The 22,772-nt window shown below is 56.8% G+C and carries 16 protein-coding genes, 1 tRNA gene and 5 pseudogenes; 11 read left to right on the top strand and 11 right to left on the bottom strand.

What is annotated here, in order from left to right; genetic code table 11:
* Positions 1 to 62 precede the first annotated feature (62 nt).
* The 7 genes and pseudogenes from HLB35_RS01335 to HLB35_RS01365 all read left to right on the top strand — a co-directional run bounded on the left by HLB35_RS01335 (position 63) and on the right by HLB35_RS01365 (position 9,626).
* Complete coding sequence (locus HLB35_RS01335; protein ID WP_171701221.1) at positions 63 to 842, top strand: ABC transporter ATP-binding protein; 780 nt, start codon at positions 63 to 65, stop codon at positions 840 to 842.
* A pseudogene (locus HLB35_RS01340) lies at positions 839 to 3,405 on the top strand (ABC transporter permease). The gene HLB35_RS01335 and the pseudogene HLB35_RS01340 overlap by 4 nt, the downstream one beginning before the upstream one ends.
* Before the next feature lie 2 nt (positions 3,406 to 3,407).
* Entirely contained in the window at positions 3,408 to 4,889 is a 1,482-nt protein-coding gene (locus HLB35_RS01345; protein WP_171701222.1) for a polyphosphate:AMP phosphotransferase, read from the top strand.
* A 114-nt stretch (positions 4,890 to 5,003) separates the two neighbouring features.
* Complete coding sequence (gene glyA / locus HLB35_RS01350; RefSeq protein WP_171701223.1) at positions 5,004 to 6,269, top strand: serine hydroxymethyltransferase; 1,266 nt, start codon at positions 5,004 to 5,006, stop codon at positions 6,267 to 6,269.
* 166 nt (positions 6,270 to 6,435) lie between these two features.
* Positions 6,436 to 8,451 carry a sensor domain-containing diguanylate cyclase gene (locus HLB35_RS01355; RefSeq protein WP_328730729.1) on the top strand — a complete coding sequence of 672 codons (2,016 nt, stop codon included), beginning with the start codon at positions 6,436 to 6,438 and terminating at the stop codon, positions 8,449 to 8,451.
* A 71-nt stretch (positions 8,452 to 8,522) separates the two neighbouring features.
* Positions 8,523 to 9,469, top strand: a pseudogene (locus HLB35_RS01360) (AEC family transporter).
* 80 nt (positions 9,470 to 9,549) lie between these two features.
* A tRNA-Arg gene (locus HLB35_RS01365) sits at positions 9,550 to 9,626 on the top strand.
* A 269-nt stretch (positions 9,627 to 9,895) separates the two neighbouring features.
* Here the strand turns inward: HLB35_RS01365 and HLB35_RS01370 are convergent.
* A complete protein-coding gene (locus HLB35_RS01370) occupies positions 9,896 to 10,693 on the bottom strand; it encodes a response regulator transcription factor (protein WP_171701225.1) in 798 nt (265 codons plus the stop codon).
* Between the two features lie 539 nt (positions 10,694 to 11,232).
* On the opposite strand from HLB35_RS01370, the gene HLB35_RS01375 reads away from it, so the two are divergent.
* A complete protein-coding gene (locus tag HLB35_RS01375) occupies positions 11,233 to 11,613 on the top strand; it encodes a hypothetical protein (RefSeq protein ID WP_171701226.1) in 381 nt (126 codons plus the stop codon).
* Here the strand turns inward: HLB35_RS01375 and HLB35_RS01380 are convergent.
* The 5 genes and pseudogenes from HLB35_RS01380 to HLB35_RS01410 all read right to left on the bottom strand — a co-directional run bounded on the left by HLB35_RS01380 (position 11,555) and on the right by HLB35_RS01410 (position 15,894).
* Positions 11,555 to 12,733: pseudogene (locus HLB35_RS01380) on the bottom strand (IS3 family transposase). The gene HLB35_RS01375 and the pseudogene HLB35_RS01380 overlap by 59 nt on opposite strands.
* Positions 12,734 to 12,797: 64 nt before the next feature.
* Positions 12,798 to 13,817, bottom strand: a pseudogene (locus HLB35_RS18680) (YjbH domain-containing protein).
* Positions 13,754 to 14,020 (bottom strand): capsule biosynthesis GfcC family protein, encoded by a 267-nt coding sequence (locus HLB35_RS01400; RefSeq protein ID WP_171701230.1) that lies wholly within the window; start codon positions 14,018 to 14,020, stop codon positions 13,754 to 13,756. The pseudogene HLB35_RS18680 and the gene HLB35_RS01400 overlap by 64 nt, the downstream one beginning before the upstream one ends.
* Positions 14,021 to 14,031: 11 nt before the next feature.
* Entirely contained in the window at positions 14,032 to 14,442 is a 411-nt protein-coding gene (locus tag HLB35_RS01405; RefSeq protein ID WP_171701231.1) for a hypothetical protein, read from the bottom strand.
* 384 nt (positions 14,443 to 14,826) lie between these two features.
* On the bottom strand, positions 14,827 to 15,894 hold the full coding sequence (locus HLB35_RS01410; RefSeq protein WP_171701232.1) for a metal-dependent hydrolase: 1,068 nt from the start codon (positions 15,892 to 15,894) through the stop codon (positions 14,827 to 14,829).
* 75 nt (positions 15,895 to 15,969) lie between these two features.
* On the opposite strand from HLB35_RS01410, the gene HLB35_RS01415 reads away from it, so the two are divergent.
* The 3 genes from HLB35_RS01415 (at position 15,970) to HLB35_RS01425 (ending at position 17,425) form a co-directional block, all read left to right on the top strand.
* On the top strand, positions 15,970 to 16,464 hold the full coding sequence (locus HLB35_RS01415) for a DUF411 domain-containing protein (RefSeq protein WP_328730737.1): 495 nt from the start codon (positions 15,970 to 15,972) through the stop codon (positions 16,462 to 16,464).
* 43 nt (positions 16,465 to 16,507) lie between these two features.
* Entirely contained in the window at positions 16,508 to 16,948 is a 441-nt protein-coding gene (gloA, locus tag HLB35_RS01420; protein WP_171701233.1) for a lactoylglutathione lyase, read from the top strand.
* 63 nt (positions 16,949 to 17,011) lie between these two features.
* Positions 17,012 to 17,425 (top strand): META domain-containing protein, encoded by a 414-nt coding sequence (locus HLB35_RS01425; protein ID WP_171701572.1) that lies wholly within the window; start codon positions 17,012 to 17,014, stop codon positions 17,423 to 17,425.
* Between the two features lie 32 nt (positions 17,426 to 17,457).
* Here the strand turns inward: HLB35_RS01425 and HLB35_RS01430 are convergent, their stop codons facing one another.
* The 5 genes and pseudogenes from HLB35_RS01430 to HLB35_RS01450 form a co-directional block, all read right to left on the bottom strand.
* A complete protein-coding gene (locus HLB35_RS01430; protein ID WP_171701234.1) occupies positions 17,458 to 18,591 on the bottom strand; it encodes an FAD-dependent oxidoreductase in 1,134 nt (377 codons plus the stop codon).
* Positions 18,588 to 20,748, bottom strand: a pseudogene (locus HLB35_RS01435) (FAD-dependent oxidoreductase). Before HLB35_RS01435 ends, HLB35_RS01430 begins: the two are co-directional and overlap by 4 nt.
* Positions 20,630 to 21,436 (bottom strand): TIGR04282 family arsenosugar biosynthesis glycosyltransferase, encoded by an 807-nt coding sequence (locus tag HLB35_RS01440; RefSeq protein WP_328730743.1) that lies wholly within the window; start codon positions 21,434 to 21,436, stop codon positions 20,630 to 20,632. The pseudogene HLB35_RS01435 and the gene HLB35_RS01440 overlap by 119 nt, the downstream one beginning before the upstream one ends.
* Positions 21,426 to 22,172, bottom strand: a complete 747-nt coding sequence (locus tag HLB35_RS01445; RefSeq protein WP_268895873.1) for a TIGR04283 family arsenosugar biosynthesis glycosyltransferase — start codon at positions 22,170 to 22,172, stop codon at positions 21,426 to 21,428. The genes HLB35_RS01440 and HLB35_RS01445 overlap by 11 nt, the downstream gene beginning before the upstream one ends.
* Positions 22,120 to 22,758 carry an ATP-binding cassette domain-containing protein gene (locus HLB35_RS01450; RefSeq protein WP_171701235.1) on the bottom strand — a complete coding sequence of 213 codons (639 nt, stop codon included), beginning with the start codon at positions 22,756 to 22,758 and terminating at the stop codon, positions 22,120 to 22,122. Before HLB35_RS01450 ends, HLB35_RS01445 begins: the two co-directional genes overlap by 53 nt.
* Positions 22,759 to 22,772: the final 14 nt, after the last annotated feature.

A 22,772-nucleotide genomic window follows, 5' to 3' on the forward strand; every position in this document is an offset into this window, starting at 1 on the left:
CAACCCGCATTTATTGAAAAAGTCGTTATCAAAAAGCACTTACTGAAAAGGTACTCCGCTTCATGTCCGATTCCTCTGATTCATCATCCAGGGTTACGCCTGAAACGTTGACCGCTTCTGGCCAGCAAGGTGCAGAAAACACGGTGCTCCAGGCAACATCGTTATGCAAGACTGTCACCAGTGGTGAACGTACCTTATCCATACTACACAACCTATCGCTAAACGTCGTGGCAGGTGAAAGTGTTGCCATACTGGGCAAAAGTGGGGCGGGCAAATCCACTCTGTTAGGATTGTTGGCAGGTCTGGATATCCCCAGTGATGGCGAGCTGGTCATGTTTGGTCACGCCCTCGACCGCCTTGATGAAGATGGCCGGGCAGGTCTGCGCGCTGGAAGGGTCGGGTTCGTTTTTCAGAATTTTCAGCTGTTGCCGACCCTTAGCGCGGTTGAAAACGTGCTGTTGCCGCTTGAACTTTCGCCGCGTTCCGGGGAGCTAAAGACAGCCCAGTACTGGTTGGAGCGGGTTGGGCTTGGCGAGCGCACCAGCCATCTTCCCAAGCAGCTTTCCGGCGGTGAACAGCAGCGGGTGGCAATTGCCCGCGCCTTTGTCACCGACCCGGAACTGGTCTTTGCCGATGAACCCACAGGCAACCTGGACCCGGAAACTGGTGCCCAGGTAATTGATCTGTTGTTTTCACTGAATCAGGAAGCCGGTACGACCCTGATTCTGGTGACCCATGACCATGCCCTGGCGCGCCGCTGCAGCCGCTGCCTGCGCCTTGAAAACGGCTATCTCAGCGAATTTCAGCCCGAAGCTGAAGCGTCCAGTGAGGAAAGTGCATGAATGCCAACAACGTTCGCCTTGCAGTGCGCAGTCTGAAACGTGATTTACGCGCAGCGGACGTGCGTGCCCTGTTTGCTGCCTTGGTGCTGGCCGTCGCTGCATCGACGATGATTGCCTTTTTATCGACCGTATCGAGCGTGGCCTGGAGCGTCAGGCCAGCCAGCTGCTGGGCGGTGATCTGGTCATTGAGCAGCGCGACCCCTTTGCGCCTGATGTCCGTGAAGCGCTGGAAGGTGCCGGGTTTATCCTGAGCGATCAGATTGATCTGGTATCGATGATTCGCAAGGGTGAACGCTTCCAGCCGGCCAGCCTCAAGGCAGTGGATGATGTCTACCCGCATTATGGGGTCTCCCAGGTTGAGCGAGGAGACGGCGTGGAATCTCTGGCCTCCGGCCCGCCTGCCGGGGAAGCCTGGGCAGACCCTCGCCTGGCCAATCTGATTGATCTGGCGCTGGGGGATGAGGTCAAGGTGGGCGATACCACCCTGACTGTCACAGGTTTTATCGAACGGGAGGCCGATCAATCGGCAGGCTTCGGCAATTTCAATCCACGCTTGATGGTGAATGTTGACGACCTGGAGGCAACCGGCCTGATCCAGGAAGGCTCGCGGGTGGAGTTCGAGATTCTTGCTGCAGGGCCACCCGAAGCGCTTGACGCTGTTCAGCCATTATTGAATGAATTACGCCGTGAAGGCGTGGAAGTGCGTGATATTCGCGCCGACCGACCCCAGCTGGGCAATGCCCTTGAACGGGCGGAAAGCTATTTGGGCATCGCCGGGCTGGCAGCGGTGCTGTTGGCAGGCGTTGCCGTGGCGATGTCGACCCGCCGCTATGTCGAGCGCCACTTGGATACCGCCGCCTTGCTACGCTGCTTTGGCGCCAGCCAGCAGCAGCTGGGTATCATTTTCGGGTTGCAGCTGATCGGCCTGGCTCTGGTGGCCTCGCTGCTAGGCGCCCTGCTGGGCCTGGTGGGGCAAGCCATACTGCTGGCGCTGCTGGCCAATTTCCTGCCCATGACGCTGCCGCCACCCGGCCTTATGCCACTGTTGCTGGGTGTCTTTACCGCCATTGCTGTGCTGGTGGGGTTTGCCGGCCCGACGCTGTTGCGCATCCAGCGGGTCAGCGCGCTCAAAGTGCTGCGCCGGGAACTTGACCCGCTGCCCCCGTCGGCCTGGCTGGTGGTGGTGTTTGCGGCCTTGGTGTTTGGGGGCCTGCTATGGCTTTATTCCGGCAGTGCGGTGCTTTCTTTGGCGTTGCTGGCCGGTGGTGGGGTGATGCTGGCGCTGTTGTGGGCGCTGAGCGCCTTGTTGCTGAATGCTGTGCTCCGTCTGGTGCAAACCCTGAAGGGGCATGGTGAATGGCAGCAAGCGTTACGCCTGGGGGACGCCAACTGGCTAGGCGGCGTCAGGCCGGGCTTGGCCAACTGCTGGCATTTTCGGTGACCTTCTTTGCCATGGCCATGATGGTGCTGGTGCGCGGTGACCTGCTGACCACCTGGCAAGCTCAGCTGCCTGAAAATACCCCCAACTATTTTGCCATCAATATTCAGCCCCCGAGCGTGACCCTTTTGAAGAGGCCATTGCCCCGCATGTGGCGGCGCAAAGCACCCTCTACCCCATGGTGCGCGGGCGGATTACCCACATTAACGATATGCCACCCCAGCAAGCGGTCGACCCTGAGGCGCGCGGCGATAATGCTCTGCGCCGCGAGCTGAACCTGACCTGGCAGGCGGAGGTTCCTGAAAGTAACGAAGTGGTGGCCGGGGAATGGTTCGACGTCGATCCCAGCGAAGAGGTGCCATCCACCGGCTGGATGGCCGAGCTGGATGCCGTTGAGCAGCTGCCGCCGGTGCCTGTTTCCATGGAAGACGGTCTGGCCAATCGCTTAGGGTTAGGGTTAGGGGATACCCTGACATTCAGCGTTGGTGGGCGTGATATCAAGACCCAATTGACCAGTTTGCGTAGCCTCAACTGGGACAGCTTCAAGCCGAACTTCTATGTGATTTTCCCCCAGGCGTGCTGGAAACCTTTGGCCATAGCTTTATTACCGCCTTTTATCTGCCCGAAGATGAGCAGAACCTGACCCGTGAGTTGGTGGAGCGCTTTCCGGGCGTCACCTTGTTGAACGTTGACGCCATTCTTGGCCAGGTGCGCGATGTGCTGACTCAAGTCACTCGCGCGATTGAGCTGATTCTGGTGCTGGTATTGCTGGCCGGGGTGAGCGTTCTATATGCCGCACTGACGGCCAGCCGCCCGGTGCGCGCCCATGAAAGTGGCCTGCTACGGGTGTTTGGCGCTGGCAACCGGATGATTTCACGCATTCAGGGGGCCGAGTATGCATTGCTAGGGGTTGCCAGCGGTTTGATGGGCGCGGCCCTGGCCGAGCTTGCGACCGCGGTGCTTTATATCTACTGGCTGGATCTGCCGCCGCGCCTGCATGGCATGCTGTGGCTGGTGCTGCCCCTGGGTGGCGCTCTGCTGATCGGTGTGATTGGCCACTGGCTGTCGCGTGGGCTGCGTCGCCAGGCGCCTGCGGCAAGCCTTGGGCTATTGGGAGAGGCGTAACCATGACGGGTGTGGATGAAAAAGCGCGGCGCTATGCGTTGCTGAAAGCCCAGCTGGATATGGCCCAGCGTGAAGACAAGGCGGTGATGCTGGTGGTGGCGGGGCATGCCGCTACCCATAAAAGTGTGCTGGTCAACCAGCTCAACCACTGGTTGGAAAACCGCCAGACCGAGGTTCATGCCCTGGCCCCCAGCGAGGAAGACCGCCTGCGGCCTTACTGGTGGCGCTACTGGCGCAGGGTACCTGCCCGTGGCCGAGTAGGGGTTTTCGTGCATGGCTGGTACGGCGATGTTCTGTTTGCCCGCGTAGAGCAGCGCATTCAGGCGGGGGCCTTTGCCGATCGGCTGGATGAGATCAATCGCTTTGAAGCCACTTTGACGCATGACAACGTAGTAGTGGTGAAAGTCTGGCTGGATATCGATGAGGCGCAACAGGCAGAGCGCTTGCATCATTTACAATCTGACCCGACGCATTCCTGGCAGGTCAGCGAAAGGCACTGGCAGCGTCACGCCCAGTATGCGGCCATCCAGCAGTGTGCTGAGCAGATGCGTGAAGCTACCCACACCGCGCATGCGCCCTGGCACTGTATCGCCAGCGAGACACCGTCACAGCAGCTGAAGGAAATCACGGCCCTGTTGCAGGATGCCCTGTCTCAACCCGCGCTATTGCCTGCTGCTTCAGCAGGCAAACTATTGCAGGGGGCAAACGGACCGCTCGAAGGCGATAAGGCCCGCTTGGCGCCACAGCGTTTAGCCATTGATGACGAACTCGCTTCTGAGGGGAGCGCCAAGAATTCAAAAATCCCTAAAAAGCGCTATCGCCAAGCCCTTGATGAGCTGCAGGCTCGGTTAGCCAACAACCACAGACGCTGCCTGCAGCGCAGTATTCCTGTGGTACTGGCATTTGAAGGCCATGATGCCGCCGGTAAAGGCGGCAGTATTCATCGGGTAACGACTGCCCTGGATGCTCGCTACTATCGGGTTTACAGCGTATCGGCGCCAAGCGATGAAGAGCGCTTGCAGCCTTGGTTGTGGCGCTTCTGGCGGCGTTTGCCCCAGGATGGCCGCGTGGCGATTTTTGACCGCACCTGGTATGGGCGCGTGCTGGTTGAGCGTGTGGAAGGCTTTGCCAGGAAAAGTGCCTGGCAGCGCGGCTTCACGGAAATCTGCCATTTTGAAGATCAACTGCTGGCCCATGGTGCCGTGGTGGGCAAGTTTTTCCTGGCCATCAGCAAGGACGAGCAGCTGAAGCGTTTCAAGGCCCGCGCCAATACGCCGCACAAGCAGCACAAGCTCACCGATGAAGACTGGCGGAACCGCCAACGTTGGGACGATTATCAGCAGGCGCTTGAGGATATGCTGGCCCATACCCACACCCAGGGCGCCCCTTGGCAGCTGATCAACACTGACGATAAGCGCCGGGCACGCTTGAGCGTATTGACCCAGCTTAATGACCTGTTGGAAACCCGCTTGGAAAGCCCATGAGCAGGATTCATGATCGACTTGACCAACAAGCAATGAAACCCTTGCTCGCCTGCGTTATGATAGTGGCCCCAACTGTTTTTCCAGTCTGACCTTTCGCTATGAGGTTTACCGCCGATGTTCAGCCGCGACATGAAAATTGCCGGATTCGATGATGTGCTGTTTGATGCCATGCAGAAAGAAGTGGAGCGCCAGGAAGCCCACATCGAACTGATCGCGTCCGAAAACTACGCTAGCCCCCGTATATTGGAAGCCCAGGGTAGCCAGCTGACCAATAAATACGCAGAAGGTTACCCGGGCAAGCGTTACTACGGTGGCTGTGAGTTTGTTGATATTGCGGAAAACCTGGCGATTGATTACGCCAAGGAACTGTTCGGCGCCACTTACGTTAACGTACAGCCGCACTCCGGTTCCCAGGCGAACAGCGCCGTGTTCCAGGCGTTGGTCAAGCCCGGTGATACCATTCTGGGTATGAGCCTGGACGCCGGTGGTCACCTGACCCACGGTGCCAAGCCCAATTTCTCTGGCAAGCATTACAATGCCATTCAGTATGGCCTCAATGAGCAGGGGCTGATCGATTATGATCAGGTGGCTTCCCTAGCGCGTGAGCACCAGCCGAAGATGATTATTGCTGGTTTCTCGGCGTACTCACAAATTGTCGACTGGGCAAAGTTCCGTGAAATTGCCGATGAAGTGGGTGCTTACCTGCTGGTTGATATGGCTCACGTCTCTGGTCTGGTCGCCGCAGGCGTTTACCCCAGTCCACTGCCGCATGCCCATGTGGTTACCTCGACAACACACAAGACCCTGCGCGGCCCGCGTAGCGGCGTGATTCTGTCCGCTGAAGGCGATGCCGACATCGAGAAGAAGCTGCAGTCAGCGGTCTTCCCCGGTGGCCAGGGCGGCCCCTTGATGCATGTTATCGCGGCCAAGGCGATCTGCTTCAAGGAAGCCATGGAGCCTGAGTTCAAGGCCTACCAGCAGCAGGTCATCAAAAACGCCCAGGTGATGGCCGAGGTGTTTATGGAGCGTGGGTTCGATATCGTCTCTGGCGGTACCGAAGATCACCTCTTCTTATTGTCCCTGATCAAGCAGGGTGTCACCGGTAAGGACGCAGACGCGGCGCTTGGCCGTGCGCATATTACCGTCAATAAAAACGCCGTCCCTAACGATCCGCAAAGCCCATTTGTGACTTCTGGCCTGCGTATCGGCACGCCTGCGGTGACCACCCGGGGCTTTGGTGAAGACCAGTGCCGTCACCTGGCGGGCTGGATCTGCGATATTCTTGATGTGCTGGCGCGCGGTGAAGATACCAGTGAAATCGAGCAAGCGGTCAAGAGCAAGGTCGAGCAGGTATGTTCGCGTTTCCCGGTTTATCAGTGATCGCAATCTGTTGATTAACCTTATTGCTGGGTATTTCAAGGGCGCCTTTTGGCGCCCTTGATGTATTAAGGGGGTGTTAAAAGATGTTGATTGCCAATACTCTATATAGTGTTAAATTGTATTTAACATTTTTGTGATCAATTGCATGACGTTAAAAGGATAATGCGTGGCGTCACCCAGAAACTGGAAGGCATTTGCCTGGTTGCTCACTTTACGCGGACGGCTGGTTTTCGGGTTAGCGCTTACCTGGCTGGCGATTGTGGCCCTGGTACTGGCAATGGCCTGGTACCTTGGACAAACCATGCTGCAACAAAGCAATATGGCTCATCTGAGCTATGAATCCAGCATGCTGGCGGATGAAATTTCCCAGCAGATGGATGCGCGCATCAATGCACTTGAGAGAGTTGCCAGTACCCTGAGCGTAGAGGATAGTGGAGCGCAGGCGGAGCAGGTGCTGGCAGAAAACGATGTACTACTGGAATGGTTTGAAGGCCTACTGGTCGCCGATGCCAATGGGGTGGTCATCGCTGATTGGCCGATACTTGATAACCGCATAGGGCTTGAAAGCGCCGGAACAGAGTTCTTCCGTATGCTCAAAGGCAGCCGCAAAGCCTATGTCAGCGAGCCTTTTGTCGGCCCAGTCAGCCAGTATCCCATGGTGATCGTAGGTATTCCAAGGCTTGATGAAGATAAGCATTTCGTTGGCTACGTGGGAGGAATCGTCAGCCTGAAAACCAGCGGCCTGTTTTCACGCCTGGCACGCATGCAGCCCAGCCCCGGCAACTATGTGGCGGTTATGACGGCATCTGGCAAATTACTTTACCACCCCCGTCGACAGAAAATCATGGATGACGTGCCGCCTCCAGCCGATAACCCCTGGCTGAATCAGGCCCTGGATGGCTGGCAAGGGCAGGCAGTTGGTTCGTTGATTGATGGCGAGCATGGTTTGCAGTCTTACGGTCAGGTATGGTCAGCGGGCTGGGTGGTCGGGCGTTTTCTTACCATGGAGGAAGCGCAGACCCCTCTGGCAGGCTATATTCAGACGCTATGGTGGGCCTGGCTGTTGCTTGCCATCCTGATGATGCCTCTGTTGTGGTGGATTCTCGGGCGTATGCTGCGTCCCTTGCGCCAACTGGAATGCCAGATAGGTGAAGTCGGTTTGGGGCGGCGCAGTAAAGTGACTCTTATGACCAGCATGTGTGAGCTTAGAGATGTGTCGTTGACGTTTAACCGCGTCGAAGATGAGCGCCAGCTGCTGTTAACCAGCCTTCAGGAGCGGGAAGCGTTTCTGGACTCTGTGCTGAATGCCACGCCTCAAGGTATGTTTGTTGCCAATTTTGATGGCGATATCACCTACATGAATCCGGCTCTGCTCGATATGCTGGGAATTTCTGCCACCATGCCAATGTCTGCCTGGTTACAGCAAGTCCATGCAGATGACCGTCAGGGTGCGATTGATATGTGGCGGCACAGCCTGAAAACTCACCGAGACTTTATTCGCCAATTGCGCTTTGTGCGTGCCGATGACGAAACCTTGTGGCTGGATGTGCATGCGCGGGTTGTCATGGTGTCTAGGGATGAGCAATCACTGGGAATGGTGGGGGTCGTCAAGGATATTACCGCACGCCGCGAGCAGGAGGCCCTGCAGCGCTGGGAAGCCGAGCACGACCCACTGACGGGGCTTTTGAACCGGCGGGGCTTTGAGCGTCGTCTTGAAGAAGCCTTTGCGGAATATCAGAAAACCAGCACGCCGTCTGCGCTGCTGCTGTTCGATCTGGACCACTTTAAACCGATTAATGATGAAGGCGGTCATGCCCTGGGCGATGAGATGCTGCGCCGCATTGCCCAAGTGGTGGCCTGGGAAGTACGTCGAAGTGACCACGTGGCGCGCCAGGGTGGTGATGAGTTCGGTGTGCTGCTGCCCAGCTGTACGTTAAATCAAGCCAGCACAATTGCTGATTCGCTACGCAAAGCCGTCAGTGAAATTTCCGTCACTCATCAGGGTAAGGAATATACGGTGACCTTAAGTATTGGCGTCACGGCCTTTGACGAAGATGACCATACCATTCAGCAAGCCATGGCCCGTGCGGATGCAGCGAGCTACGAGGCCAAGGGAGAAGGCCGTAACGCCTTGATTGTCAGAATGCCCGGTAAGCCGGATATGGAAGCCTTATTTGATTAAGTAACCTCGTGTGATTGAGAAAACCCTAGTCATTGAAAAACCAGCGTGATTGAACCGGGAGGATGGGGCCTGTGAGCCTGTTGGAACTGTTTGCACAGACGCTGGATGTCACTCTGCCTGTGTTCGTTATGGTGTTTCTGGGGTTGTGCTCAAACGCCTTGGCTGGGTGGATGGCGCCTTTATCAATACAGCCTCTGCGCTAGTGTTCAAGGCGACCTTGCCCACGCTGATCTTTATGAGCCTGATACAGGCTGATTTGAGTGTGGCGCTGAATGTGTCGCTGCTGGTGTTTTTCGCGCTTGCCACGGTTGGGCAGTTGCTGCTCAGCTGGCTATGGGCGTGGCGGCGGGTGCCCTACGCAGACCGTGGGGTATACATACAGGGAGCCTTTCGTGGCAACTGTGGCATTGTCGGCCTGGCGCTGGCCGCCGCCATGTATGGCAATTATGGGCTGTCTGCTGGTGGGGTGCTGCTGGGCGTGGTGATCCTAACCTACAATATCCTGTCGGTGGTCGTGCTGACGGCGTTTCATCCTGATAAACGCCTGAGCTGGCGCCCGCTGCTAATCAGCATCGCTAAAAACCCGCTGATCCTTTCCGTTGTGCTGGCCATTCCTTTTGCCGCCTTTGCAGTCCCTTTGCCTGATTGGGTGCTGGCATCGGGTGAATATTTTGCCTCCCTGACGCTGCCGCTGGCGTTGATCTGCATTGGAGCGACCCTGTCAGTCACCTCATTGCGCCAGGGCAGCCAGGCAGCGTTAGGTGCCAGCCTGCTGAAAATGCTGGTGCTACCCATCGTCTCCACGCTAGCGGCTTGGCTGATCGGCTTTTCAGGACGCGAGTTGGGGCTCTTATTCCTGTTCTTCGCCAGCCCGACGGCAGCCGCCAGTTTTGTGATGGTCAAGGCGCTGGGAGGCAACACGGCCCTGGCGGCCAATATCGTCGCCATCACCACCTTGATGGCCAGCCTGACCATTACCTTAGGGGTCTTTGTATTACGCCTAATAGGGTGGATTTAACCCGCTGATGATAGAGGTGTTTCTCACCCAGCAGTTGGCGCTGGCGCCATCAGTCGTTATACTACTGGCCCTTCCGTTATGTCCCTGTAGCTCAGCAGGATAGAGCAGCCGCCTCCTAAGCGGCAGGTCGCAGGTTCGAATCCTGCCAGGGACGCCATTAAAATCAAAATGTTATCCCCAGCTCTCTTTCCAAAAATATCCGATTTTTCCTCGGATTTCCCTAGTGGTTCCCCTGGTTATGAGTCCAGTGGATGGACTATGATTCGAGGCGACGAGCAGCCGCTTAGAAAAGCGTTCGGAAAACTGTTGCCAGATATCATGCTAGCTCGGCGGCCTTAATTGGCAGCCACCCAGCTACACCCTTTATTAAGGTACCCTTTGCCTAGGTGCAAAGGGTAAGCCTCGCATTCACACCATATAGGTCAATTATACCGCTTTGGCTTCTATGTCTGAACTCTGGTTTTCCTGTGCTTTATCCAAGGTCTGCAGGCTGTAACCATGGCCATAGACAGAAACCAGGTTCCATCCGTACTCGGCGGTTAACTTGAGCTTCTTGCGAATCCTGTGAATGTGTACGTCGAGTGTGCGCGTCTTCGGGTTATGACAGTACCCCCATATGTACTCATGCAGATAGGTGCGTGAAAGTGAACAGTTAATTTGACTGAGTAGCAAGTGTGCCAGGCGAAATTCCTGGTGTGTCAAAGGCACTTCTTCGCCATTGACATAAGCGATTTCACGGCTTGAATTCAGCTTCAAGTGCCTGATAACCAGTTCACTCTCCTTGGCAATTCTGGGAGTACGCAATAAATGGCGGCGACAGATGGCAAAAGCCCGCGCAGCCAATTCACGCGGCCGAAAAGGCTTGGTGACAAAACCATCGGCACCCGTATTAAACGCTTCAACCACATCGCTTTCTTTTTCGCGCTGAGTAACGATTAAAACAGCAGGCGGAGACATCAGGTACGTTTCCATCCACTTAATCAGATCAAGCCCGATGCTGCCAGATAGGCTCCAATTCAGTAATACCAGGTCAAAGTGTTCACGACTGGCAACTTGCATAAAGGTGTTGCTGGATTGCAGCAAGGTGACGTTGGTCTTGACCTTTCTTTCTTCAAAACCATCAACCAGAGCCTTACTGATGCGGTGAAGGAATACTTTGTCGTCTTCTACAATTGCAATGCGCATTGGCTGTTCTTCAATTTGGTTGGAGGAGTGGCTTTCCATTGGCAGATGTACCCATCTAAAATGATACAAATTGAATACTTTTGTTAACTTAATGTTTTTTACATTATGTTTATATATTTTTCAAATTTAAATTTTTATGGCTATTCGTATGTCAGGCTGATGAATCGCTTTTGCGAAAAAATTCCCTTAAAAAGGTTGGTTGCGTTGGAAGTTAGCGTCTCACTATGCCTGCGCATGCTCAGATGAATGGGTCTCGATTGCAGCCTTTTTTCAAATAAATCATGCATTAGGAGGGTATCTAAGCTGTTAAGTTAATTTAAATTTATTTAACAGGCTTTGGTTTGGTAGGGAGGGGAAGAAATTTTTGCAGGGGTAGGCAATGGGAGGTTGCGGTTTACGTTGTCAGTATTTATATTGATATATGTTACAGTATGTTTATTTTAGGGGTTGTTCATCTTTCTGATTGTTAAGAGATTTGCTGCTGTTCATGGATCTTGAGCAAAGTGGCCCGGGTAAATCTAGCGAATCATTAGCACCCTTCATACGATATTACTAATATAAATTCAGGGGATCCAACCATGCAAAACGCTTCATCTGACGAATTACGTGCCAAGCTGAGTCAGCTTATATCGACCACACGGCAGGGAGTTCTGGCAGGTTATCCGCTCAGACATGTGCGGGTTGGTGATACGCAGCACAGCCGTAACCTGGCTGCTTTGGCCAATCAGCCTGATAGCGGTGTGACGCGTATCAGCGTTCCGCTTGACCCCACTGAGCGGATCCGTTTTGTACGTCAATGGATGGAGAAGCATCAGCGCAAACTGGCCAGTGGCGCGCTGGCCAGCACTCTGGTGTTGCCCATGCTGGCTCTGATCTGGCAACAGTTTTCCGGACGCTTTTTTAAGCGGCTGCTCGTAGCCTCGATTCATAGTCCGCTAGACTCATATAGTCGTTGCTAGAGTACAATCGCTCTTGGTTATAAAACACCTCGATATGCTCGAAAATCGCCTGCCTCGCTTCCTCTCGCGTTTTGAAGTCCTCGTGATACACCAGCTCGGTCTTCAGGGTATGAAAGAAGCTTTCTGACGGGGCGTTGTCCCAGCAGCTACCCTTGCGGCTCATACTGCACTTGAACTCATACTGCACTTGAACTCATGCTGCTTGAGCAAGCCCTGGAAGCTATCCGAAGCATATTGGCTGCCACGGTCACTATGAACTAGCAGACCGGCTTCTGGCCGACGTTTAAAGATCGCCATGGTCAGCGCGTCGTTCACTAATGCTGCCGGCATCCGGCTATCCATGGACCACCCGACAACTGAACGTGAGCAAAGGTCAATGAAGACAGCAAGGTACAGCCAGCCCTCCCGTGTCGCGACATAAGTGATGTCGCCAACATAAGCCTGATTAAGCTCTGATGCCGTAAAATTACGGTCCAACAGGTTCGGGGCGACCGGCTTGTTATGCTTCGAGTTAGACGTCGCTTTGAACTTGCGCCGCATCTTGCATTCAAGTCCTTCTTCATCCATCAATCGGCCGATTCGACGGCGGCTTACGATCTTACCGTCTTCGGCTAGTTTTTTTGAATACGCCGTGTGCCATAGGTGGAACGGCTCTTTTCATCATGTTCACGAATACTGGCCTTCAACGCCTGATCATCCTGGGCTCGCTGACTAGGCGGTCTGGTTCGCCACTCGTAATAGCCACTGCGAGATACCTCATACACTCGGCACATAAGGGCGGTGCTGAACCTGCCCCGATGTTCATCGATGAACGCATATCTCAGCTGGATTCTTTGGCGAAGAAGGCGGCCGCCTTTTTTAACAGAGCTCGCTCTTCCTTCAGCCGAGCATTTTCACGCCGAAGTTGCTTCAATTCTTCATACAGGTGTTTGTCATCAACCACACCACTTGCTTCACTCGTCTGCTTATCATGGAGCTTACTTATCCAGGTATGCAGCGTGTTGACGTTAACACCCAGCTCGCGTGCGGACTGGGCGACCGGTTGACCGGACTCCACCGCTAGTTTGACGGCAGATTCTCTAAATTCAGCTGTATAAGAATTACTTTTCTTCTGACTCATGACACACACCTTGATGGGCAGATAATTTTATCTGCGTCTGTGTGTCCGGGAAACTATAACCACTTCAGGCGGAAGAGGTACCCTTTTCCTGGCCGGTGTAGGTCGCATTCAGCTGCAGGCTGTCTCCACTGCGATAGACCTCGTGCACCTGGATCTGGCCATGATGTGCCAGAGCGCGGGCAGTGTCGTCCCAGCCAAGTGAGCCACTAGGCAAAGGCGGTACCGTAGATGTGCTCGCGGAAGGCTGGCTGAGGTCAAAACGATATTGGACGCCTGCGCTGAGCGTGTCGCCGCGCTCCCAGCCAAGGCTAACGGATAATGGTTTGCTTAACGCAAGGCGCATACCTCCTTGCCAGCGGCTGCTTTGTTCGCGTGTATCGCCGGCGGGCCATTGTGTTGTATCACCGCCGCTATATTCCATAGCCAGGCTCAGGGGTTGCCAGGGGTCTGGTAGCTAACGCCGCCAAACAGGCTGGCAGAGCCCTTGAACCAGTCGCTTTCTTCGTAGGGTTGCAAATTTTCGGGCGCGCTGCGGGTATCCCAGCGCTCACTCAAGTCGTTGAAAGGAGCTTCAGCATCGCCCGCGCTGCCCAATGCTCCCCAGCCGACGCCGAGACTGACATCCCAGGCGTTCCATCGCTTGCTGGCCACCAGGTATTCGGCATTGAAAGGCGTGTTGTGGCCGATATCACGCGCCCCCAGGGCAATAGCAGGCATCCTCCTGCCAGCGCCATTTGATATCCAACTGAGGGTCGTAGTTGTGTCGCTGTTGGCCATCTCGGGGCTGACGTTGGCTATAACGAAAGCCAAGCTCCAGATGTTCAGTGGGCTGATAGAACAGCGGTATATGCACATCCGGGGATGTGTAGTGACCACCAAGCGTCAGGCTGCCTGCCGGGGCTGTTCGTGCACTGGGCATTGTCCAGATGCCGCCGCCGCCCAGGGAGCTGTAGGCCGTCTCATCGGCGTTTACCATTGCGGGTAACAGTATGACGACTAAGGCTAAGGCGTGGCGTGGCGTCACTGGGACTGCTCCTGGGGACATATCTGGCAATCTTCGCCGGGTAGTTGCGCTGCGAGCCATTGGGGGAGACGCTCATTGACCCAGCGGCGTTCAACGTTAACGCCCATGCTAGGGTACTGCGCTGGCCATTCGACGACTACACGGCTGCCAGGGGCGAGCAATACCGGTTCATTATTCCATTCGGCAATGCCGTGGCGCTCAGCTTGACCTTGCGGTGAGATGTGCCAGGCATGTGCTGACTCAGCAGAGCGACTTTCTGACACGCTTTCCAGGGTCAGCGATGGTCGCCAGGGCTGGCGGCTCGCGCCATGGATGCTCCAGACTTCAACCCAGGGTGGCGGCAGGCAGTAGCCCCAATGCGCCAGTTCACTGAGTGGCAGGCGTTCGCTGGCCGGTAAGTGGCGGCTACGCAGGGGGCATTCAGCTGGGCCATGATAACACTGCGCCACTGTGCCATGGCACTGCGTGAGGCATCATTGCCGCTAACAAGGGCTACTCGCTGTAAGGTGGCCAGCTCATGCATCAGACGAATCCCTGCTTCACGGGTATCTCGCTGGTCGTAAGGGAGCAGAGCAAAAGGGATGGCTTGGGAAGGCCAGGTAGACTGGATGTAACCAAACGTATTCTGGTTGGCCAGACGTTTAGGCGCTGGCGTTTCATCCACAATGCTGACCGACGTGATCATTTGGGAATTATGGGGCCGTGATAGCCTGAAACACAGCCAACGAGCAAGCTGATAACCGAAAAAAACAGATAAATCAGGAATTTAAGCAGGACTTGCTTGAAGGAAATGTACAAGCCGCCATGCGATTCTGTTCTCAGGTTAAGCGGTTGTGGGGCGAAACTTGGCGTCAAAAAGTCAGCCTCCAGGCAAATTTTCAAAGCAGCGCCGTGCCGCAAGTGTAACTATATATTACATATATAATGCTAAGACTTAAGGCTTAGATCGTTGTGTGCTGATTTGGTATCTAAAAATAACTGATTAGTAAACGTTGTCTGGCCCACAACAGCGGCACCATGGTCTATGCATTCTGGTGCGCTGTTTTTTATGGTTTGCTGAATCTTTTTCTCAGCAAGCAGGTGAAGCTAGCTTCCAGCGTGGTTCCACAAAAGCGCTAGCGCAAAGGGCCTGCTCGTTGCCTAATGCCCTTAATCCCAGGCGCTTGAACGTTTCGCCAGAGAGGCCGCGTTCACTGCTGACCTGGAAGGAAACGTCAACAGCCTGCCATTGGCTGTTTGCATCAGAACGCGTCGCCAGCTGATAGGTGAACGGGTAAAAGCCGGGAAAGCCCAGGCGTACATCGGTTACCTGCAGGGTTTCCTGATCACCTGATTCATGGCTGTCATAGCGCAGGAAATCACCGGTAAACCATTTCAAACGCTGAATGCGAGCATCCTGTTGAAAGTCTTCTGCCAGCTGGGTTTGTCGCGTCATTGCTTCAAGCTGCGGCGGGTTCTGATCAAACAGGCTGACAAGACTTTCATAGTGGCGATCGCCTTCCATCACACTCACGCGCCACAGCAGCGTGGTAAAGGGCGCGGGCTGTACCAGACGCGGGGCCGATTCCAGCCCCTGCGCCGCCAGTACGGGCGCCAAACGCTGTTCCACGCTTACCTTGGCGCCGAGGGCAAACACCAGGTAAAGGCTGGAAAGACCCAGGGCCCAGCCACAGCGGTAGACCACTTTACGGTCGAACAAGGCCCAGACAAGCGCTATCAGTAACGGCAAGGTATACAAGGGGTCGATGATAAACACGGTGGGCCAGGCGACAGGAGGCGAGGTCATTGGCCAGAACAATTGGGTACCGTAGGTGGTCAAAGCGTCCAGCACTGGATGTGTAAGCAAAATCAACAGAAAGAACAGCAGCCAATGGCGCAGCGGGATATCTCGGGCAGGGGCAAATCGCGCGCTCAGTAGGGCCAGCAGGGTGCCTAACCCGGCCAGCACAAACAGTGAATGGCTGAAACCACGGTGTTGGGTGACGTTGGCAACGGCATCGCCGTAGTCAATCACCACATCAAGGTCTGGCAGGGTACCGACGATAGCCCCGAGTAGAATGGCCTTGCGTCCCAGCCGCCTGCCCAGCACAGCACCACCGATGGCAGCCCCCAGGGCTGCTTGCGTCATTGAGTCCACTGCTTTCTCCTGAGCGTAAACACCGCTAGTATGTGAAGATAATTAATATACACAATGTTCAATAAGGGTGCCTATATGTCAAATAACTGTACAGATAAGTGGCCTGCTACCCAGAAGCCTGGCATGTTGGCCGCTGGCCTGCGCTACCTGATGCCGCTGGCGCTAGCGGGCTTGACGACGTCGACCATGGCCGCTTCTACCGTCGAAGTGCATAGTGACCCCAACTGCGGTTGCTGTGGTGCCTGGGTAGAGCACCTTGAGGCTAATGGGTTCGAGGTGGATCATCAGCGCCATAATGATGTTCGCGGCGTCAAGATCGAGCAGGGTGTTACTCCTCAGATCGCCTCCTGCCATACGGCGATTGTGGATGGCTATGTGATCGAAGGCCACGTGCCCGCTGATGATATCAAGGCGCTGCTGAAAGAACGCCCCGAGGTGGCTGGGCTGACCGTGCCGGGGATGCCTCACGGCTCACCGGGCATGGAAACCGGGCGAGAGGATGACTATGCGGTGTTGAGTTGGACACGCGACAGTCAGCCCCCGGAAATTTTCCGCGAGTATCTTCAGTAAACCCGCGTAAAGATGAGTCTTTAGATCGTCCAAAGGAGTCCGTATGCAGTTTCTACATACCATGGTGCGCATCAGTGATATTGACGCTTCCCTGCACTTCTATTGCGACCTGTTGGGCCTAAAGGAAGTACGTCGCAAGGAAAGTGAAAAAGGCCGATTTACGCTGATTTTTCTCGCCGCGCCGGACGATGAAGAACGTTCGAAAGAGTTGCAGGCGCCTGAGCTGGAACTGACCTATAATTGGGATCCGGAGGAATATAGCGGCGGGCGCAATTTCGGTCATCTGGCTTACCGGGTTGACGATATTTATGCGCTTTGCCAGAAGTTGCAGGACAATGGGGTGACCATTAATCGGCCACCCCGAGATGGCCATATGGCCTTTGTTAAATCCCCCGATGGCATTTCGGTCGAGTTGTTGCAGAAAGGTGATGCGCAGCAGCCCCAGGAGCCATGGGCTTCAATGGAAAATACAGGGAGTTGGTAAGTGAAAAAGAGTGCCTTTAAGAACGTCTTCAAGGACGGGCGTATTGCATTGGCAGGTGCTGCCATGTTGTTGTTAGCCGCCTGCGGCTCAACCCCAGAGGCGCCGGTTGATGCTGATAACGCTGAGGCCAGCAGCCAGCTCTCAGCTGTGGTTAATCAGCGCTGGAACTTTCTGCTTTTAGGCACGGATGAGCGCCTGGAGTTTGATGAGAGGCCTTATTTTGAAATCGGTAGTGACGGCAGCGTCAACGGCTATGATGGCTGCAACCGTTTCTTTGGCCAGGTCGAGTTGGGTGAGAATCAGCGCATTGAGTTCAAACAGATGGCATCCACCCGCATGGCCTGCCCGAATATGGGCGACGCCCAGCGAGTCACTGACATGCTGACCAATGCCTATCGTTATCTGATTGACCATGATCGCCTGGTATTCTTTGCACCCGACAGCCGGGTGTTAGGCGGCTGGCGTCAGGCTGATTGATCAGCCGCTGTATGGATACACTACACTTAGCGTTAACCCTTAAAAGGCGGATTGAAGCGGGCGATAAAGCGCGCATCAATCCGCTTTTTCCATTCCCACACCCAGTGCCCGGCAAAGCCGATGGGCCCGTAGCTGGCAATAGCGTGGCTGTGGCCCGTGCCAATCAGCGCCAGCACCCGCTTGGGCGGCTGCCAGTCAGCCAAAGCCTGGCCATGGCAGGCGGCGCGCAGGTTGTTAGCTAGCACAGGCCCCTGGCGCACGGCATACACCCCGGCTTTGGGCAGGGGCGGGGTTAGCTCTGCACAGTCGCCGGCGGCAAAGAGTCCAGGCGCCCCGGCTACCGCCAGGGTGCGTTCAGAGGGAATAAAGCGCTTGTTATCCAGCGGCAGACTGGTGTCAGCCAGCCAGGGATGACCGACCGCGCCGGTGGCCCACAGCACGATATCTGCTGGCAGGGTCTGGCCTTGATCATCCTCAACGCCCCCTTTCACCAGTGCTGTGCCGCGCCGTTCAGTGTGAATCTGGATACCGGCTCGCTGCAAGGCGCGGCGGGTCAGCTGGCGGGGCAGCCAGCCGGCCTCGCCAAGCAGCGTGGGCGCGGCGCTGAGCAGGTGCCCCTGCCAGTTAATATCCGAGCGGTAGTGGCGCAATTGGGCCAGCACGCTCATCAAGGTTTCGCAGCTGGCCGCGCCGCCGCCAACGCTGATGATCTGCTGGGTTGAGCCGCCAGGTAGCGTCTGGATTCGATCCTGCAGCGCCTGCCAGCGTTGATGCAACGAGCTTAGCGGGCGCATGGCCAGCAGGTAGGGTAGGCCATCGCCGTGGGTTGCGGGGAGTTCCAGCGTCGAGCCGACGTTTATCGAGGCAACGTCAAAGGTGAGTATCTGGCCGTTGGCCAGGCTGACCTGGCGTGCCTGGTGATCCAGCGTGACCACCGGGGATTCGATCAGGGTGGCGCCTGCTTGTTGGCACAGTGCTGCGACATCAATCTGGGTGTCGCGAAGTGAGCAGTCACCCGCCAGCCAGGCGGGCACGCTGCCGGAGTAGGCGGCCAGGGAGCTATCGCTGACCACGGTGATGGTCACCTCAGGGTCAGGTGTCTCTGCAAAGGCTTCCAGCACAAAGGCATGGGCATGGCCTGCGCCGATCAGTAATAGCTGGGTCATGCTTGATCTCCTTGTTCTCGCTCCTTCTGGGTATTCTGATGACCTCGCCGCCAGCGGAAGTAGCGTTCTAGTAATGCGAGAACACGTTCAGGCTTGTGGGCGTTTTTCCATACCCCGGCGCTGGCCTTGGCCGCTTCCCCGAGGGTCGGGTAGGGGTGAATCGTGCCCAGCAGCTTGTTCATACCCAGGCCGTGCTTCATGGCAATCGTAAACTCGCCCAGCCACTCACCGGCGCGTTCAGCGACAATGGTAGCGCCGAGGATCTTGTCGCGGCCGGGCACGGTCAGCACCTTGATAAAGCCCTGGGTGGCCCCTTCGGCAATCGCGCGGTCGCTTTCGGCCATGGCGTAGCGGGTCACCTCAAAGGCGATGCCCTGAGCTTGGGCGTCTTTTTCGTTCAGCCCGACTCGGGCAATTTCCGGCTGGGTGTAGACCACCGCTGGCATAAAGCGGTAGTCCACAGCAAAGCTCTTCAGTTCGCCAAACAGGGCGTTCACGGCAGCATGCCAGGCCTGGTGGGCGGCGGCGTGGGTCAGCTGGTAGGGCCCAGCCACATCACCGCAGGCCCATATTGGGCAGGCGTGTCTGCAAACGCTCATTGAGTTCCAGGGTGCCCACCTCTGTGGTGGTGATGCCTAGCGCTTCAAGTCCCAGGCCTTCCACATTGGCCTGGCGGCCCACGCTGACCATCAGGGCATCAAAGGGCAGGCTGAGACGTTCGTCGTTGTGTTCCACTACCAGTTGATGGCCATCGTCCTCGTTGAGGATTTCGATGGCGTGGCTTGACGTCAGCACCTTGACGCCTTCCTGGCCAAGGGTGGTGGCCATGTGCTCGCCAACCTCGTCATCCTCACGCCCCAGCAGTTGGGCGGCGCCTTCCACCAGAGTGACCTGGCTGCCCAGGCGGGCAAAGCTCTGGCTCAGCTCGCAGCCAATCGCACCGCCGCCAAGTACTACCAGACGACGAGGCTGCTCTTTGAGTGACCACAGCGATTCTGAGGTGACCACTGGCGCGCCTTCAATCCCCGGCAGGGCAGGAATGCGCGGGCGGGCGCCGGTGGCAATCACCACATGACGGGCGGTCACTGTTTTTTCGCCTATCTGGATTTCCCAGGGTGAGAGCAGGGTGGCGGTGTCTTCATACATCTCGACGCCCAGCCCGGAATAGCGCTCGACGCTGTCGTGGGGTTCGATATCGCGAATGGCCTGCTGCACATGGCCCATCACCTTGGCGAAATCGATCTCTGGCTCGCCAGCGTTGACCCCAAAGCGTGAGGCAGTGCGGACTTCATGGGCGGCATGGGCGGCCCGAATCAGCGCCTTGGAAGGCACGCAGCCGGTATTCAGGCAGTCACCGCCCATCTTGTGCTTTTCAACCAGCGCTACCCGGGCCTTGACAGCGCTGGCGATATAGCTAGTGACCAGGCCAGCGGAGCCGCCGCCGATCACCACGATGTCATAGTCAAAAGAGGCCGGTTTGGGGTACGCCTGATAGGTCTTGCGGGTCTGCACCAGCAGCACAATCCGTCGGGCTACCCAGGGGAATAGCGCCAGCAGTGCGAAGGAGGCCAGAAGCCCCGGTGAGACAATCCCACCCAGGCTTTCCAATTCACCCAATTGGCCACCGGCGTTCACATACACCGCTGTGCCCGGCAGCATGGCGAGCTGGCTGACCCAGTAGTAGGTGACGGTCTTGATTCGGGTCAGGCCCATCAGCAGGTTGATCATGAAAAACGGAAACAGCGGCACCAGGCGTAGGGTGAACAGATAAAAGGCGCCGTCGCGGTCAACACCGCGGTTGATGCGTTCCAACTGGCGCGGGAAGCGCTTTTCCAGCGGTTTGCGAAACAGAAAACGGGAAATGACAAAGGCCAGGGTGGCGCCGATGGTGCTGGCAAAGGAAATGATCAGAAGCCCCCAACCCAGGCCAAACAGGGCGCCGCCCAGCAGGGTCAGCAGGGTGGCGCCAGGTAAGGACAGCGCGGTCATCACCACGTACATGGCAAAGAAAGCCCCCGCGACCTGCCAGGGAGATTGCTCAAACAGGGCGATAAAGTCTGTACGGTAGGCTTGCAAGGTGGCCAGGTTGAAATACTGGTGGGCACCGCTGAGATAAAAAGCAGCAACTACCGCTACCAATATCAGAATAAGTAACACGCGTTGTCGGTTCACAAAAAACTCCAGAGCGTTCGGTTAAGGTCTTACTCAGTGGGCAAGTGGAGGGTTTCCTTACTTTTTCGGCGTATTTTTGCCAGCGTTGCCAGTCTTCGGGGTGGTCGACATCCCAGATGATGGCGGGGTAGACGGCTTCAATTCCCAGTTGGTCAAGGCGTTGGCGGGTAACCGACAAGACATTCGGTGTGCCCCAGGGAATGTCCGTCAGCAGTTCAGGTATCGGGTGGTGGGTGCCAATCAGGCCGTAGCCGCCGTCTTCAGCGGGCAGTATGACCACCTCAGCGTGGGCCAGCTGCGCGGCGCATTGTTGGACCATGGCTGGAGTAATGCTCGGGCAGTCGCTGCCCATCACCATGGCCGGGCCGGGGTCAGCTTGCAGGCAGGCCTGGATACGTGCGCCCAGATCGCCTTGCGGCTGGGGTCTTAGCTGAATGCCAAACTGCTGCTTTAGCTGAATAAACAGTGGGTGTTCATGGTCAAGTGCCGTCCATAGGGTGATGAACTCAGCGGGCAGTGCCTGGCAGGCGTTGGCCAGGCACTGCTGCAGCAGCTGGCTATGGGCCTCGGCGGCCCCTTCGGCACCCAGTAAGGGGATCAAGCGGGTCTTGGCCTGCCCAGCAACCGGTGCCTTGGCCAGCAGGTGTAAGGTTGGGGTACTTTCAGCGGGCATGATGGTATTCCTTGATCAGTTGGTGGGCGCTCACTCCGCGCCAGTAGCGGTAACGAAGCCGCCACATCAGATAAATGGTGGACCAGGCGCCGCCCTTGTCCCAACGCCTGCCTGAGCTTATCACTTTGGCGCGCAGGCAGGCGGGGCGCTGTTGGCGTTTCAGCCGTTTGCTGAGTTCGATATCTTCCATCAGCGGCTGGTCAGGAAAGCCGCCCACGGCCTTGAATGTTGTGTGGCGGATAAACAGACATTGATCGCCGGTGGCAATGCCTGTCAGCCGTGAGCGCAGGTTCATCATCCGACTAACCAGGGGTAACCAGCGGCTGTGGCCTTCCAGACGAATATCAAAGCGCCCCCAGCAGTGGGTGTTCAACGCCTGGGTGATCAGTTCAACAGCCTCTGGGGGAAGCCGGGTATCGGCATGTAAAAACACCAGCGCCGCTGCGCGGGCGTGTTCGGCCCCCAGGTTCATCTGCCGAGCCCGGCCGGGGTCGCTGACCAACAGCGCATCAGCCAGCGGGGCGGCCAGTGCCACACTGTTATCACTGCTGCCACCATCGACCACAATGATCTCTGTGCCAGCTTCGCGTAGCACTTGCAGCGGCGTCAGAGCGGCCTGAATGCCCGCCGCTTCATTGAGCATGGGGATGATAATGCTGAGTGTCGGCGCCTCAGCGCACTGGTTAGCCAAGGGCAATGATCGGCCCTCCGGCAGCGGCGGCATCGGCTTCGTCATGGGTCACCAGCAGGGTCGGCAAGCCCGCTTCGCGCAGCTGGCCAAATACCAGGGCGCGCATTTCCTGGCGCAGCGCGGTGTCCAGTTTGGAAAACGGCTCATCCAGCAGCACGGCGCGGGGTTGTGATAGCAACAGACGCATCAGCGCTACTCGGGCCTGCTGGCCACCGGAAAGGGTCGCCGGGTCGCGGTTTTCAAAGCCTGCCAGCCCGACCTGCTCCAGCGCTTGGGCGATCTGCCGGTGTTTGTCTGGGGCATGCCGGGGCAGGCCAAAGCGCAAATTCCCCGCCACGCTTAAATGCGGAAACAGCAGCGGGTCCTGAAACAGCAGGCCAATGCCGCGCTGCTCGGCGGGCAGGGCCAGCAGATTCTGCTCACCCAGGCGCACCTGGCCCTGGGCGTCAAAGGCGCTATCCAGAAAGCCTGCTACAAAGGCTAGCAGGGTGGACTTGCCCGAGCCGGAAGGCCCCATCACCGTCAGCACCTCGCCGGGTGCAATCCGGGTGTTGACCTGCAGTAATGCTTGCCCCGCCAGGCGGATGCAGACCTTTTCCAGAGTCAGTGATTCAGTCGCAGCGTCGTTCACAGGCTTCCTTGATC

This window comes from Vreelandella azerica (assembly GCF_013112225.1).
In the GTDB taxonomy this organism is placed as follows: Bacteria; Pseudomonadota; Gammaproteobacteria; order Pseudomonadales; family Halomonadaceae; genus Vreelandella; species Vreelandella azerica.